At 69.7% G+C, this 12734-nt stretch carries 15 protein-coding genes; 6 read left to right on the forward strand and 9 right to left on the reverse strand.

Annotated features, from left to right (window positions below; translation table 11 throughout):
* Positions 1–3: 3 nt before the first annotated feature.
* The 3 genes from IEZ09_RS16635 to IEZ09_RS46455 form a co-directional block, all read right to left on the reverse strand.
* The gene (locus IEZ09_RS16635; protein ID WP_189254609.1) at positions 4–1332 is read right to left on the reverse strand and encodes a glycosyl hydrolase family 18 protein; all 1329 of its coding nucleotides are present in this window, start codon (positions 1330–1332) and stop codon (positions 4–6) included.
* Between the two features lie 114 nt (positions 1333–1446).
* Entirely contained in the window at positions 1447–2184 is a 738-nt protein-coding gene (locus tag IEZ09_RS16640; RefSeq protein WP_189254610.1) for an SDR family NAD(P)-dependent oxidoreductase, read from the reverse strand.
* A gap of 4 nt (positions 2185–2188) precedes the next feature.
* On the reverse strand, positions 2189–3883 hold the full coding sequence (locus tag IEZ09_RS46455; RefSeq protein ID WP_229812623.1) for a protein kinase domain-containing protein: 1695 nt from the start codon (positions 3881–3883) through the stop codon (positions 2189–2191).
* A gap of 66 nt (positions 3884–3949) precedes the next feature.
* Between IEZ09_RS46455 and IEZ09_RS16650 the strand changes: the two genes are divergently transcribed.
* Positions 3950–4600 (forward strand): Clp protease N-terminal domain-containing protein, encoded by a 651-nt coding sequence (locus IEZ09_RS16650; protein ID WP_189254611.1) that lies wholly within the window; start codon positions 3950–3952, stop codon positions 4598–4600.
* On the opposite strand, the gene IEZ09_RS16655 is transcribed toward IEZ09_RS16650, so the two are convergent.
* A complete protein-coding gene (locus IEZ09_RS16655; protein WP_189254612.1) occupies positions 4554–5522 on the reverse strand; it encodes a helix-turn-helix transcriptional regulator in 969 nt (322 codons plus the stop codon). The two genes, IEZ09_RS16650 and IEZ09_RS16655, sit on opposite strands and share 47 nt — an antisense overlap.
* A 103-nt stretch (positions 5523–5625) precedes the next feature.
* Between IEZ09_RS16655 and IEZ09_RS16660 the strand changes: the two genes are divergently transcribed.
* Positions 5626–6039: a VOC family protein gene (locus IEZ09_RS16660; protein ID WP_229812624.1), complete on the forward strand. Its 414-nt coding sequence runs from the start codon at positions 5626–5628 to the stop codon at positions 6037–6039.
* 81 nt (positions 6040–6120) lie between these two features.
* A complete protein-coding gene (locus IEZ09_RS16665; protein WP_189254614.1) occupies positions 6121–6591 on the forward strand; it encodes a hypothetical protein in 471 nt (156 codons plus the stop codon).
* Here IEZ09_RS16665 and IEZ09_RS16670 read toward each other — a convergent pair.
* Together IEZ09_RS16670 and IEZ09_RS16675 are read right to left on the reverse strand one after the other, a co-directional pair.
* Positions 6557–7885, reverse strand: coding sequence for an FAD-dependent oxidoreductase (locus IEZ09_RS16670; RefSeq protein WP_189254615.1), 1329 nt, complete (start codon positions 7883–7885; stop codon positions 6557–6559). The two genes, IEZ09_RS16665 and IEZ09_RS16670, sit on opposite strands and share 35 nt — an antisense overlap.
* Positions 7886–7900: 15 nt before the next feature.
* Positions 7901–8914: a helix-turn-helix transcriptional regulator gene (locus IEZ09_RS16675; RefSeq protein ID WP_189254616.1), complete on the reverse strand. Its 1014-nt coding sequence runs from the start codon at positions 8912–8914 to the stop codon at positions 7901–7903.
* A gap of 89 nt (positions 8915–9003) precedes the next feature.
* Between IEZ09_RS16675 and IEZ09_RS16680 the strand changes: the two genes are divergently transcribed.
* From IEZ09_RS16680 to IEZ09_RS16690, 3 genes are all read left to right on the forward strand, one after another.
* A complete protein-coding gene (locus tag IEZ09_RS16680; RefSeq protein WP_229812625.1) occupies positions 9004–9408 on the forward strand; it encodes a cupin domain-containing protein in 405 nt (134 codons plus the stop codon).
* The gene (locus IEZ09_RS16685; protein WP_189254617.1) at positions 9405–9794 is read left to right on the forward strand and encodes a DUF1304 family protein; all 390 of its coding nucleotides are present in this window, start codon (positions 9405–9407) and stop codon (positions 9792–9794) included. The genes IEZ09_RS16680 and IEZ09_RS16685 overlap by 4 nt, the downstream gene beginning before the upstream one ends.
* Positions 9795–9887: 93 nt before the next feature.
* Complete coding sequence (locus IEZ09_RS16690) at positions 9888–10295, forward strand: protein-tyrosine phosphatase family protein (RefSeq protein ID WP_370467719.1); 408 nt, start codon at positions 9888–9890, stop codon at positions 10293–10295.
* A 31-nt stretch (positions 10296–10326) separates the two neighbouring features.
* On the opposite strand, the gene IEZ09_RS16695 is transcribed toward IEZ09_RS16690, so the two are convergent.
* The 3 genes from IEZ09_RS16695 to IEZ09_RS16705 form a co-directional block, all read right to left on the reverse strand.
* Entirely contained in the window at positions 10327–11160 is an 834-nt protein-coding gene (locus IEZ09_RS16695; RefSeq protein ID WP_189254618.1) for an alpha/beta fold hydrolase, read from the reverse strand.
* Positions 11161–11617: 457 nt separating this feature from the next.
* Positions 11618–12286 carry an MOSC domain-containing protein gene (locus IEZ09_RS16700; protein ID WP_189254619.1) on the reverse strand — a complete coding sequence of 223 codons (669 nt, stop codon included), beginning with the start codon at positions 12284–12286 and terminating at the stop codon, positions 11618–11620.
* Between the two features lie 10 nt (positions 12287–12296).
* On the reverse strand, positions 12297–12686 hold the full coding sequence (locus IEZ09_RS16705) for a MerR family transcriptional regulator (RefSeq protein ID WP_229812626.1): 390 nt from the start codon (positions 12684–12686) through the stop codon (positions 12297–12299).
* Between the last annotated feature and the right edge of the window lie 48 nt (positions 12687–12734).

Here is a 12734-nt window from a genome sequence, read left to right on the forward strand (position 1 = left end):
AGGTCAGTTGAAGCGCCACTGCTGGTTGGCGGTGCCTGCGCAGTCCCAGAGCTGGAGCCTGGTGCCGTCGGCCGAGCTGGGGCCGGTGGCGTCGAGGCATCTCCCCGACGCCGCGTTGCGCAGCTGGCCGTTGGCCTCGGCGGTCCACTGCTGGTTCGGCGCGCCGGTGCAGTCCCAGATCTGCGTCACCGCGCCGTTGGCCGTGCCGGACGCGTCGAGGCACTTGCCCAGTGCGCGCAGGGTGGAGCCGTTGCGGGTCCACTGCTGGGCGTTGGTGCCGTTGCACGTCCAGAGCTGCACCGCGGTGCCGTTGGCCGGGTTCGCGCCCGCCACGTCGACGCACTTGCCGCCGTAGCCGGTGATGGTGCCGCCGGGCTGCGGGGTGCCGCCGGACGCGGTGTCCCAGATGGCGTTGAGCAGGCTGGTGCTGCCCGTGGTGTCCTGGGAGAGCTCCCAGTTCATGATGCCGCCCGCGTTCGACAGCGCCCACGTCGTCTTGCGGCGGATCGTCGGCAGGCCGTTGTAACAGTTGCCGTTGTAGCAGTCGCGGTTGGCGTTGGCCGGGTCCTGCCGCACGAGGTCGGCGTAGGAGATGTACGTCGGGCGGCTGTAGAACGGCACGCCCAGCACGGCCTTGCTCGCGGGCAGGCCGCGGCTCTTCCAGAAGTTGACGCTGTTGACCGACCAGTCGTAGTTCGCGTGGGGGCTGCCGCCGTCGTAGGCCATGATGTTCAGCCAGTCGACGATGCCGAACACCGCGGGCTGCACGCCGTTCGCCGTGTCGCCCTCGCTCACGACCGCGGCGGTGAGCAGTTTGCCGCGGCTGTGCAGGGCGTCGCCGAGCTGGCGCATCAGCAGGGTGAAGTTGTCGCCCTCTGCACCCGGATCCGGGTACTCCCAGTCGATGTCGACACCGTCCAGGTTGTACTGGTTGACGACGTTGATCAGGGAGTTGACGAACGTGGTGCGGCCGTTCGCGCTGGCCGCCAGGATCTCGAAGTTGTCGTCGTTGCCGTTGTTCCAGCCGCCGACGGCGAGCGAGACCTTGACGCCGTTGGCGTGCGCGCCGCTGACGAGCTGCTGCAGCTTGCCGGGCTCGGGGATGGCCTGCAGCGTGCCGTTGGCGTTCGGCAGCGCGAACGAGTAGTTGATGTGCGTGAGCTTGCTGTACGGGATGGAGCCGAAGTTGTTGGACCAGGAGGGTTGGTAGCCGACGCTCTTGAAGCCGGGGGGATAGGCGGCCTGCGCGGCAGGCGCGATGACCGTCGTTGTCGCGGCGGCTGCGGCCAGCGCGAGGCTGACGGCACCGAGGCGAGATCGGAGTGAACGCATTGCAGGGGTTGCCTTCCACTTTCGTCGTGCGCCCACCGCGACGTTAGTGGTCTAGACCGGTTGCCGGGAAGATCAACTGGCGACCGGAACTGGTTCCGGTCGCCGTTCTGGGAATCAACGCAGGTGGGAAGCGCCGTTCACGTCGATGATCGTGCCGGCCGCCCACTCGGCCTCCGGCTGCGCGAGCCACGCGACCGCCGCGGCGACGTCCTCGGGCTCGGCGACGCGGTGGAACGGGCTCTGCGCGCGGATCGCGTCGCCCTCCGGACCCGCGAGGAGGTCCGCCACCATGTCGGTGCGGACGAAGCCCGGCGCGACGCCGGCGACCGCGATGCCCTGCGGCGCAAGGGAGAGCGCGAGCGACTGGGTCATCGCGTGCAACCCGGCCTTCGCTGCCCCGTACGCGGGGGCGTCGGGCTCACCGCGGTAGGCGCCCCTGGAGCCGACGTTGATGATCCGGCCGCCCTCGGTCAGGTGCCGGACCGCGTGCCAGGTCAGGTCGGCGGGGCCGTACAGGTTGAGCTCGACGGTGCGGCGCCAGGCGTCCTGCCACTCGTCGAAGCTCGTCGTCGCGATCGGGTGGTGGAAGTAGACGCCCGCGTTGTTGACCAGGACGTCGAGCCCGCCGAGCTGCTCGACCGTCTCGCGGACGATCTGCTCGGCCTGGTTCGCGCCGAGGTCGCCCTGGACGGTCACATGCCCTTCGCCGGGGAGGTTCCGGGCGACCTCAACGGCTTTGGCTTCGTCGTTGCGGAAGTGGACGGCGATCCGGTGGCCGTTGCGCGCGAGGGCGTGGGCGATGGCGGCACCGATGCCGCGCGAGGCTCCGGTGACGAGGGCGCGTCGAGTCATGGTCCTAGGGTGCCTGGTTGTCGATCATCCACTTGCCGTTCTGCCGCACCAGCGTGTACGTGTTGCGCTCGGTCATCGCGACGTTGGCGCCCTGCATGTACTGCACCGTCACCGTCACGACGTTGTCGCCCTGCGGTGCGGGGTTCGACAGCTGGACACTCGTGTAGTTGCGCCAGAACGTCTGGTATCCCTCGAAAGTCAGGCCGCGGCCGGCCTTGAAGGAGTCGGTCAGCAACGACCAGCCGGTCTGCAGATCGCCGGGGATCAGCGCGTAGTACGCCTCGATCGCCTGCTGTGCGGTCTGCGGTGCGGCAGGCGGGTTCGGGGTGTTCGTCTGAGGGTTGGACTGCGGCTGCGTCTGGGGCTGGGTCTGTGCCGGGGTTTCCGTCGTCGTCTGCGGCTGGGTCTGGGACGGCGACTGGCCCGTGGTGGGCGCGGCCGAGGAGCCCGAGGCTGGCGGGTTGTTCGTCGCGTTGTTCCGGTTGCCCTTGGGCCACAACAGGAACGAGCCGATGCCCACGGCCAGGACGAGGATCACGATCGCGATGGGGACCAGCGGGAACTTGCGCCGCTTCTCCTCGGGTTCCGGCTGTGCGGGAACCGGGGCGGGTGGCGGTTCCTCTGGTACGGCAACGGGTTCCGCGGGCGCCGCCACCACTGGTTCCGGCTCCGGCTCCGGCTGTGGTTCCGGTTCGGGCTGCGGTTCCGGTTCTGGTTCGGGCTGTGCCTCCGGTTCGGCGACCGCGGCGGCGGCAGCGGCACTCGCCTCCTGCTTCGCCTTCTCCTCCGGCTGCGCCTCGACCGGCAGCTCGACCGTGGCAGGGATGACCGCCGTCGCCTCGGACACCTGCGGCGACTCGTTCACCACGGCGGCCAGCAGGTGCACGGCCTCCTCCATGGTGGGCCGGCGCTCCGGCTCGGTGGCCAGCAACCGGAACAGCACGGGGGCCAACAGCGGGCCGGCGTTGGCCGGCGGCATGAACGAGCCGCTCGCCACGCGGTGGAGCATCGCGATGTGGTTGTCCGCGGCACCGAACGGCGGAACGCCTTCGACGGCGTTGTAGAGCGTGGCACCGAGCGAGAAGACGTCGGAGGCGAAGCCGGCGTCTTCGCCGCGGGCGACCTCGGGGGAGAAGAAGGCGGGGGTGCCGACGGTGCCGGTCGCGGTGGCGGTGCCGTCGTCGGTGGCGCGGGAGATGCCGAAGTCCGTGATCTTGACTTCCTGGTCGCCGATCAGGACGTTGCCGGGCTTCACGTCCCGGTGCTGGATGCCGTGGCGGTGCGCGGCCGCCAGTGCGGCGGCGGTGTAGCAGCCGATGCGGGCGACCTCGCGGGGCGGCAGCGAGCCCTGCTCCGCGATGACGGCGGCGAGGCTGCGCGAGGGCAGGTACTCCATGATCAGCCAGGGCTGCCCCTGGTCCTCCACCACGTCGTAGACGCGGATGGCGTTCGGGTGTTCGAGGCGGGCGGCCAGCCGGGCCTCGCGCATCGCTCTGGCGAGGGCGCGTTCGACCTTGGCTTCGTCGAGGCTGTCGAGCGCGAGCAGTTCCTTGGCCGCGACCACCCGCTGCAGTTGCTCGTCGTAGGCCTGCCAGACGACGCCCATGGCGCCTTGGCCGACCTTCTTCTGCAACCGGTAGCGGCTCCCGATGAGCCTGCTCTTCTCCTCCACGCCCGCGCTCCCGTCCCCTTTGATCACCCGCAAGTGTGACGGTTGCCGCGTTTGTCGTTGACTGTAACCCCACATGGGGGTACATATGGGGTTATGCCGAAAATCAATGTTTACCTGCCCGATGACCTGGCCGAAGCGGTGAAGGACCTGAACATTCCGGTGTCGGCCATCTGTCAGCGCGCGCTGGAGGTGTCCGTCAAGCGGATCACGTCGGTTCGTGGGCTCACGGTCGCCGATCTCGACGGCGAGAGGGGCTCGCAGCTCACCGAGCGGCTGCGCACCGTGCTCCGTCTCGCGGCCGAGTCGCCCGTGGTCACCACCGCGGAGCTGGCGCAGGCGCTCGTCGACGAGGGCGGCAACCTGGGCCTGGACGTGCTGCGCGCGATCGACATCGATCCGCGGACGCTGCGGTTCCCGTCCGAGCCCGTGGAGGGCAGCGGGTTCGCCCAGGACGCGGTCAACGCGCTGGAACTGGCCGTCGTCGAGGCCATGTCGCTGGGGCACAACTACGTGGGCTGCGAGCACCTGCTGCTCGGCATCATCGCCGAACCCGACGGCAAGGGCGGCGAGGTCCTCCGCGAGCTCGGCGCGGATCTCAAGGGCACCCGTCGTGCCGTGCAGACCGCGCTCGCCGGGATCATCCACCTCAAGAAGCAGCAGCAGGCCACGCCGGACGCGGCGAAGGTGCTGCAGATGATCATGACTCGGCTGGACCGGCTGGAGAAGCAGGTGGGTATCGGCTGACCAGCTCGGCGCCGATGCGGGCGAGGTGTTCCTTCACCGAGTTCGGTGACTCGACGGTGATCAGGCCGCCCCATCCGGCGACGTTGCGGGCGATGTCGAGCGGGCGCGGTGCGGTCAGCCGCACCCTCACGTTCTCCCCGGCGTCGTCGAGCACCGTGCAGTGGCGGCCGTGCATCTCCTGGAAGATCTTCAGAAACCGCGCGGGCACCAGCATGATCGCCGCGGTCTCCGAACGGCGCTGCTCGACCTCTGTGACGACCGAGTCCCACGCCTTGGCGAGCTCGAAGTCGGGCGGTTTCGCCGAGGGGGTGCCGGTCAGCGTGGCGCCCAGGATGCGGTCGATCCGGAACGTCCGCTGGCCGTCCGGGGTGCCGGCGAGGAAGTACCAGATGCCGTCCTTGTCGACGAGTCCCCACGGGTCGACCACGCGTCCGGTGGGGGCGGAGCCGCGTTTCTGGTAGGTCAGCCGGACCTTGATCTGCTGCACGACGGCCTGTTGCAGCACCGACACCAGGACGGGCCTGTCCTTGGTGTCGTCGCCCCAGCCCGCGGAGTCGACGACGACTGCCGAGGCCGCGGCTTCCGCGTCGGCGCGAAACGTCCGCGGCAACGCGCGGACGAGCTTTCTCAGCGCCGACTTCACCTGGGGCGCAACGGAAGCGGCCGGTCCGGCGATCAGGAACAACGCCTGCGCCTCCGCCGCGGTCAGCCCGCTCAGGTCGGTGCGGGCGCCGCCGATGAGCGACCAGCCGCCGCCCCGGCCCGGCTGCGGGTACACGGGCACGCCCGCGGTGGACAGCGCTTCGAGGTCACGGCGGGCGGTGGCCGTGGACACCTCCAGCTCTTCTGCCAGCTCAGCGGCTGTGATGCGGCCCCTGGCCTGCATCAGCAGCAGGGTGGCCACGAGGCGGTCTGCGCGCATTTTTCGAGGTTCCCGGTAAAAGTGCTCACTGGATGAGCACTTTACGGCCGAACCTGGATCCCGACACCGAAATTTTTTGGAGGGATCTCAGATGTTGCGAGGCATGTCGACCGTGACCTACTACGCCGACGACGTGGCCGAGGCGCGTGCCTGGTACACGGCGCTCCTCGGCGTCGAGGCGTACTTCGAGGGGCGTACTCCGGACGGGGAACTGGCATACGTCGAGTTCCGCATCGGCGACTACCTGGCCGAACTGGGGTTGTTGCAGAGGCGGCTCGAGGTGACTCCCTCGGAGGGACCGGGTGGCGCGATCCTGTACTGGGCCGTCGACGATCTCGAGGCGACGCTCGCCCGGCTGCACGAGCTCGGGGCGAAGACGCACGACGAGCCGCGCGTGCGGGGTGAGGGGTACGTGACCGCGTCCGTCCTGGACCCGTTCGGGAACATCCTCGGGATCATGACGAACGTCCACTACATGGCCATCGCCGAGCAGAACCGCGACAAGGGTCTCGGGTGAGCACCGTCGTGTGCCCCAGCTGTGTCCTGTCGCTTGGGGATCTGGCCGCCTGACCGTGTTGTGGCCGCATATCCTGCGCAGATGACTCGCCTCGCCATCACCGGTCATCGTGGCCTCTCCTCCGAACTGGAGGCGGAGGTCGATCGGATGATTCGTGCCGCAGTGGCAGAGGACAGCGGCGTGGTGGGCGTGTCGTGTCTGGCGGACGGGGCCGACGCCGTGTTCGCGCAGGCCGTGCTGGATGCCGGTGGTTCGCTCGTGGTCGTGTTGCCCGCCGTGAAGTACCGCGAGTCGCTGCCGGAGGACTACCGGCCGACCTTCGACCGGCTGCTCGCGCGGGCGGGCAACGTCGTGCGGCTGCCGTTCGTCACGCCTGACTCGCACGCGTACATGGAGGCGGGCAAGCGGATGGTCGACGAGTCCGACTCGCTGCTCGCGGTGTGGGACGGGCTGCCGGGGCGCGGGCGCGGTGGAACTGCCGACGTGGTCGCCTATGCGAGGTCGAAGGGTGTGCCGGTCACCGTTGTCTGGCCCGAGGGCGCGATCCGGTGAGCACTGTCCACAACACCGCCGGGCGGAGGAGCGCCACCGGGTGGTCGACCATCTGCGAGACGCGGAGGAACGCGCGGTAGACCTGCGGGTTGCCGGGGATCACCTCGAACAGGCGGCGGGCGTACCACTGCATCAACCGGGTGCCGCGGGGCGGTTTCTTCTGGCTCCAGCCCAGGTCCGTGGTCGTCGCGGACATCCACGGGATCCGGGCGGTCCTGGCGATCGCGCGCTGGAAGACGAGGGGTTCCTTGGCCAGGTCGTGCTCCTGGAGCAGGGTGCGCAGCTCGGCGCAGTTCAGGGCGGCGAGGGTCATGCCGTGGCCGTAGACGGGGTTGAGCGAGACGACCGAGTCGCCGAGCGCGAGGAGGCCGCGTGGCCAGTTCGGGACCTTGTGGAACCGGTTCCAGCGGCTGCGGAGGTTGGTGGCGCGGTGGATCGGGGACGCCGGGGTGGCCGTTTTGATGATCTCGGCGATGTCCTGGCACTCGAGGGTGGTGGCGTAGGCGAGGAAGCCGTCGTCGTCGGTCGGGGCGATGTCGCCGCCCGCGCCGAACAGCGTCACGAACCACAGGTCACCGTCCACAGAGGACACCGCGCCGCCGCGTCTCGTGGTGGGGGCGTGGGTGATCTCGTAGGCGGTCTTCCAGCCGAGCCGGAGGTCGTGGTTCACGTGGTAGAGGCGTGAGGTGTAGGCGAGATGGCCGTTCACGATCATCGGGGCCGGGCAGTGGACGCCGAACTCCGCGAGCCACGAGACGAGCTTGCTGGTGCGGCCGGACGCGTCGACCACGAGGTCCGCGTAGTCGGTGAAGGGTTCGCCGGACCGCCTGCCGTGCACGCCGGTGACGGTGCCGCGGTCGTGCAGCAGGCCGTCGACCGTGACACCGTCCACAAGGGACACGTTGGGCAGCTTGAGCACCCTGCGGCGGATGATCCGCTCGATCGTCACGCGGGTCGTCGACAGGACGCTCAGGCCGATCGGGTCGCGGGGTGCCCAGCCCGCCGGTGCCCGGCTGGCGAAGTCGCTGCCGAGGTCGGCCTGGACGGCGCCCGCGGCCCGCAGTTCCGCGCCGAGACCGGAGAAGAGCCCTTCGAGCACCTCCGCGCCGCGGGCGAGCAGGGCGTGGGGGTGGTGGGCCTGCGGGACGCCTGAGCGGTGTCCGGCGTCTGCCGGGATCTGGTCGCGTTCCACGAGCACCACGTCGCCGTACGACTCGGACAACACCCTGGCCGCCAGCAGTCCCGCGAAGCCGGCGCCGATGACCAGGGCGCGGTCGGAGTACATGGCGCTCATGCTGGCAGAGCGGAGCTACCGGATCGATCCCCCGAAAGTCCCCTGCGAGAGTTTCGCGACGAGTTCCGCGCGGCTGCGCACGCCGAACTTCGCGAAGACCGATTTGAGATGGTCCTGCACGGTGTACGGCGAGATGGCGAGCCGTGCGGCGATCTCCGAGGTCGACTGGCCCGCCAGCACCTCCTGGCAGATGTCCTGCTCGCGGGCGGTCACGCCGTGGGCCTTGAGCAGCAGCCCGGCCAGATCAGCGCCGGACGCCCTGCTGATCGTCACTGCGGCCTCGAAGCCGTCGTCGGAGACCAGTTCGCTCGCTTCGAGGAGGATCCAGCCGCCGTGGGCGTCGCGGACCCGCGCGGTGAACGTTCCGGCGCGTGCACCGGCCGCGGCGGCGCGGAGCATGACCGCGAACCGGCCCGGCGCGATCTCCTCCATCTCGTCGCGCCAGTGGTTCGCGGAGGCCGTCGACGCCCGGATCGTGCCGTCCTTCGTGACCACGACGATGGCGGGCGTGCCGGTCCGCCTGGCCGCCGTGCGTGCCGCGACGCGGGTGGCCGATCCGAGCGCGGGCGCGATCGACGCGATGAACTCCAGCTCGCGGTCGGTGAAGTCGCTCGTGCGGACCATGCCCGCGGCGCCCCAGCAGGTGTCGTCGGCCCGGAACAGTGCGCGCAGCTCGTGGCTGAGTCCCAGCGGGCGCCAGACCTCGTTGAGGCGGGTCGAACGCTGGTCCTCGAGCCGTGCCACGGTGTCGCCGCGCTGGGCGAGTGCCGCGAACGTGTGCGGCTCGCCGGGTGCGTACTCGCAGCTCGCGAGGAGCGGCTCGTACTGCTGCGGGATGCGGGTGGCGCCGCTGGTCATCGAGCTGATGGCGCCGGAGTCGGGGTCCATGGAGGCCCAGCAGGTGAGCTCGCACGGGACCACGCGGTCGACGAGCGCGATGGCCGCCGCGTGCAGCTGCGCGACGTCCAGCCCGGCGCTCGCCAGTGCGGTCACGTCGCGTCGCACGCCCTGCGCACGGCCCTCCCACATGGTTGGCAGTATGCGCTCGTGCCGTGGTGCCGGGGCATCCCAGTTTTCCGGGATGTGCCTGTCCGTCCTGGCAGCCGACGCTGCTGGACATGACGAGCACCCGCTTCATGAGCACAGCCGGCGAGGGCGTGGAGCTGACCGTGCCCGACGCGACGATCACCGTCCGGATCTCGGGCGAGGACACCGACGGCGCCTACGAGCTGTTCGAGGTGGACGCGCCCCGCGGCGAGGCCGCGCCGCCGCACCGCACGCCGTGGCCGAAGGTCTACTACGTGCTGCACGGGCGCATGGCCGTGTTGCTCGACGGCGAGCTGCACGACCTGTCGCCGGGTGGCGCTGTCGTGATCCCGCCCAACGCGCCGCACACGTTCACCGTGCACACGCCGTCGGTGCAGTTCCTGGCGTTCGCGGTCGGAGCCCTGATGGGGGCGTTCTTCCGCGACCTGTCCGCGAACGGATTCGAGGCCCTGGAACGTCACGGGGTGACCCTGTGAGCGTCGTGGCTCAGGTCGCGGCCGGCGTCGCCGCGCTCGTGCACCTGGTCGTGTGGGTGTGGGAGGCGTTCCTGATCCACCGCGTGCACCACTCGGTGTTCCGGCAGCCCGCCGAGGACGTGCCGGCGATCCGGTTGTGGGCGTTCGGGGTGGGGTTCTACAACCTGCTCCTGGCGTGCGGCCTGATCGCGGGGCTCGTCGCCGTGAACTCGGGGCACGAGCTGGTCGGGCGCACGCTGGTGATCTACGTGTCGTGGTTCATGCTGCTGGGCAGCGTCGTGCTGGCGGTCGCCGACCAGCTGGCGATGAGCAGGCCGCGCAACCAGGCGTGGGGAGGTGTTGCGGCGGAAGGGATTCCGCCGCTGGTCGTGCTGCTGTTCCTGTAGCCGGACAAGCGTGGTGCGAACGAAGTGATCCGGCGCGGCGGGCATGACAGAATCTGCTGTTCGGGTTGGTGGAACTGTTGGGGGGAACTGTTCGTGAGGACGATCGAGCTGCCTGACGGGGCGGTGATCACAGGGCGTGGCCTGCGCCAGGGCAAGATCGTGGACCCGCATCCCGAGTACGGGGTGTATCTGCAGCACCGGCCTGTCGACGTGCCGTGGCCGCACGACTGGATCGACTGGCCGGACTTCCGCCTTCCGCGTGATCACGACGCCGCGATCGGGGTGATCCGCGCGCTGCACGCCCGCGCGCTGTCCGGTGAACGCGTCGAGGTGGCCTGCAGCGGAGGCGTCGGCCGCACCGGCACGGTCATCTCGTGCCTGGCGGTCCTGTCCGGCGTGCCGGCCGACGAAGCCGTGGCGTGGACGCGTGCGCACTACCACCCGCGCGCGGTGGAAACGCCGTGGCAGAAGCGGTGGGTGCGGCGCTTCCCGCCCAGCTAGTGCGGTGACCGCACGGGTTCGCCGGGTTGTGTCAGCTTGGCTGCTGGAGGAAGGCGAGAAGGGCAGCTGTGAGTTCGGCAGGTGCGTCTTCTTGGACGAGGTGTCCCGCCCCGGCGATCGGTTCGAGCCGCGCGCCGGGGATGCGGGCGGCGAGTTCCCGTCCTTTCGCCACGGGGATCCATGTGTCGTCTTCGCCCCAGCACACCAGCGTCGGGAAACCGATCTCCCCGTACCGGTCCTGCACCTCGTCGGTGTAGCGCTGATCGGCCTGGGCGATCTGGCGGTAGAAGGCCGCTTGGCCGAGGTCGCCGAGCCAGGGCTCGACAAGCCGGTCGAGGACGGCGGGGTGCAGGCCCGGACTGCTGGCTGAGCTCACGTACTCGCGCACCAAGGCGTGGTGCAGTGCGGGCGGCAGTTGCTCGAAGACTTCGGAGTGCTCGCCCACGAGCCGGAAGAACGGGGAACCCCACGGAGCCAGCGCGACCGGGTCGACCAGAGCGAGCGCGCGGTAGCGGACTCCGTGCAGCAGATGTGCTCGCAAGGAGACGGCACCACCGAAGTCGTGGGCGACCACCAGCGGTTCTTCAAGGCCCCAGTGCGTCAGCAGCTCGGTGAAGATCCTGCTTTGGGCAGCCAGCGAGACGTCCTGGCCGGCGTACTTCTCCGATGCCCCGTAACCGGGCATGTCCCACACGAACACCTGGTGGCGGAGGGCGAGCGCGCGGGCGATGGCGCGCCAGACGTACGAGGAGAAGGGTGTGCCGTGAAGGAGCACGACCGGGTCGTGGCCGGAGTGGCCGAGGCTTCCCCAGCGGACACCACCGGAGGTGCTGCGGAACGTCTCAGACAGCTGCCATTCACTCACGAACGCTGTTCCTCCTCAGTTGTCTCTTCTTCGTCCAGTGGCGGAGGTCGGCGCCGGTGTGGGCGGAGAGGTTGTCCAGAACGATGCGGACCGGCGCGCCGTCCGGTCGGGCAGTGCGGATCGGCTTCAGCGCGGCCGGAGTGGTGGCGCCGTGGGTGCGGCGGTAGGTCGCCGACAGCCGGTCGGGTCTGCCCTGCTCGGCCCGGCAGGAGCGGGCTGCCGGCCGGATCCCGGGGACCCGAACTCGTCGGAGGCGAAGACCCGGTCGGGAAATGCTCCAGCGCGTGCTCGATGCGGTCGAGCTCGGCTTCGCGTCCGGGGGGCTCCTTCCAGGTTTTGGTCCGCTGGAAGGTGATGCCCGGCGCCGGTGCAGGCACCGCGAGGTCTCACGGCCGACACGGATGACGCGTCCCAGATGGTCACAGCACCAGGAACGCTCCCGCCGGGAACGTGCCCGTCAGGAGTCCAGTTCGATCACCGTGCGCTTGTGCACGAGCTCGACCACTTCCGGCGGCACCGAGTCGCCCGCCGCCAGCAGCCTGGGCAGCAGCTCCGCCTCCGTGGTGATGGCGCGGAAGAACACCTCGACCGTCACGTCGTGCTCCGGCCGATGCACGACGGTGATCTCGTCACCGGGCGCGATCAATCCGGCCTCGATGACGCGGAAGTACGCCCCCGGCCGCGCCACCTGCGTGAACCGCTTCACCCAGCCGCGTTGCCCGAGGAAGCCCGCGAACGTCCGGCAGGGCACACGAGCGGCGGACACCTCCAGCAGCGCGGTGCCGACCCGCCACCGCTCGCCGATGAGCGCGTGCGTGTGGTCGATGCCCTGCGTCGTCAGGTTCTCGCCGAACTGCCCGTTGTGCAGCTCCACGCCCAGCTCGCCCTGCCAGAAGTCCAGGTCCTCGCGGGCGTAACCGTAAACGGCCTGGTAGTCGCCGCCGTGGTGGTTCCAGTCGGCGATCACGTCACCCTGGATCCCGCTGCCGGCACCCTTCTTCGGACCGGGCGGGCGCACCTCCAGCGGGCCGTCGACGGGACGCTTGTCGATGGCGGTCGCACCCTTCTGGGCGTAGTCGACCTCGGTCGTCTTGGACGCGATGTTCAGCGAGAGCACGACGGGCATGAACCCGAGGTTATTGGCCGACCGCCTTGGATGCGATCGAATTGATGTAGTCCTCGTACTTGCCCACCTTGTAGGTGATCAGGTCCATGCACTCCTGCAGCTGCGCCATCTGCTGGCGGACGCGCTCCTGGTGTTCCTTCAGGATGTCGAGGCGCTGCAGTTCGTTGCCGTCGCCCTGGCGGACGAGCTCGGTGTAGCGGCGGATCTCCGGCACCGGCATCCCGGACATGCGCAGCATGATGCACATGCGCAGCCAGTCGACGTCCTGCTGGGTGTACACCCGGCGCCCGCCCGGTCCTCTGTGGACCTGGTTGGCGAGGATGCCCTCCTTCTCGTAGAACCGCAGCGCGTGCACGCTCAGCCCGGTGCGTTCTGCGACCTGCCCGATGCTCAAGCTCATGCTCCGAGCATAGGTTCTTGACCTAGAGGCGACTCTAGTTCCTAGGTT

Source organism: Lentzea flava, assembly GCF_014648475.1.
GTDB classification, from domain to species: domain Bacteria; phylum Actinomycetota; class Actinomycetes; order Mycobacteriales; family Pseudonocardiaceae; genus Lentzea; species Lentzea flava.

Excerpts from the sequence above, each read along its gene's own strand:
- IEZ09_RS16635 (WP_189254609.1), bottom strand. The coding sequence starts at position 1,332 with ATGCGTTCACTCCGATCTCGCCTCGGTGCCGTCAGCCTCGCGCTGGCC.
- IEZ09_RS16640 (WP_189254610.1), bottom strand. The coding sequence starts at position 2,184 with ATGACTCGACGCGCCCTCGTCACCGGAGCCTCGCGCGGCATCGGTGCC.
- IEZ09_RS16650 (WP_189254611.1), top strand. The coding sequence starts at position 3,950 with ATGCCGAAAATCAATGTTTACCTGCCCGATGACCTGGCCGAAGCGGTG.
- IEZ09_RS16655 (WP_189254612.1), bottom strand. The coding sequence starts at position 5,522 with ATGCGCGCAGACCGCCTCGTGGCCACCCTGCTGCTGATGCAGGCCAGG.
- IEZ09_RS16660 (WP_229812624.1), top strand. The coding sequence starts at position 5,626 with ATGTCGACCGTGACCTACTACGCCGACGACGTGGCCGAGGCGCGTGCC.
- IEZ09_RS16665 (WP_189254614.1), top strand. The coding sequence starts at position 6,121 with ATGACTCGCCTCGCCATCACCGGTCATCGTGGCCTCTCCTCCGAACTG.
- IEZ09_RS16670 (WP_189254615.1), bottom strand. The coding sequence starts at position 7,885 with ATGAGCGCCATGTACTCCGACCGCGCCCTGGTCATCGGCGCCGGCTTC.
- IEZ09_RS16675 (WP_189254616.1), bottom strand. The coding sequence starts at position 8,914 with ATGTGGGAGGGCCGTGCGCAGGGCGTGCGACGCGACGTGACCGCACTG.
- IEZ09_RS16680 (WP_229812625.1), top strand. The coding sequence starts at position 9,004 with ATGACGAGCACCCGCTTCATGAGCACAGCCGGCGAGGGCGTGGAGCTG.
- IEZ09_RS16700 (WP_189254619.1), bottom strand. The coding sequence starts at position 12,286 with ATGCCCGTCGTGCTCTCGCTGAACATCGCGTCCAAGACGACCGAGGTC.
- IEZ09_RS16705 (WP_229812626.1), bottom strand. The coding sequence starts at position 12,686 with ATGAGCTTGAGCATCGGGCAGGTCGCAGAACGCACCGGGCTGAGCGTG.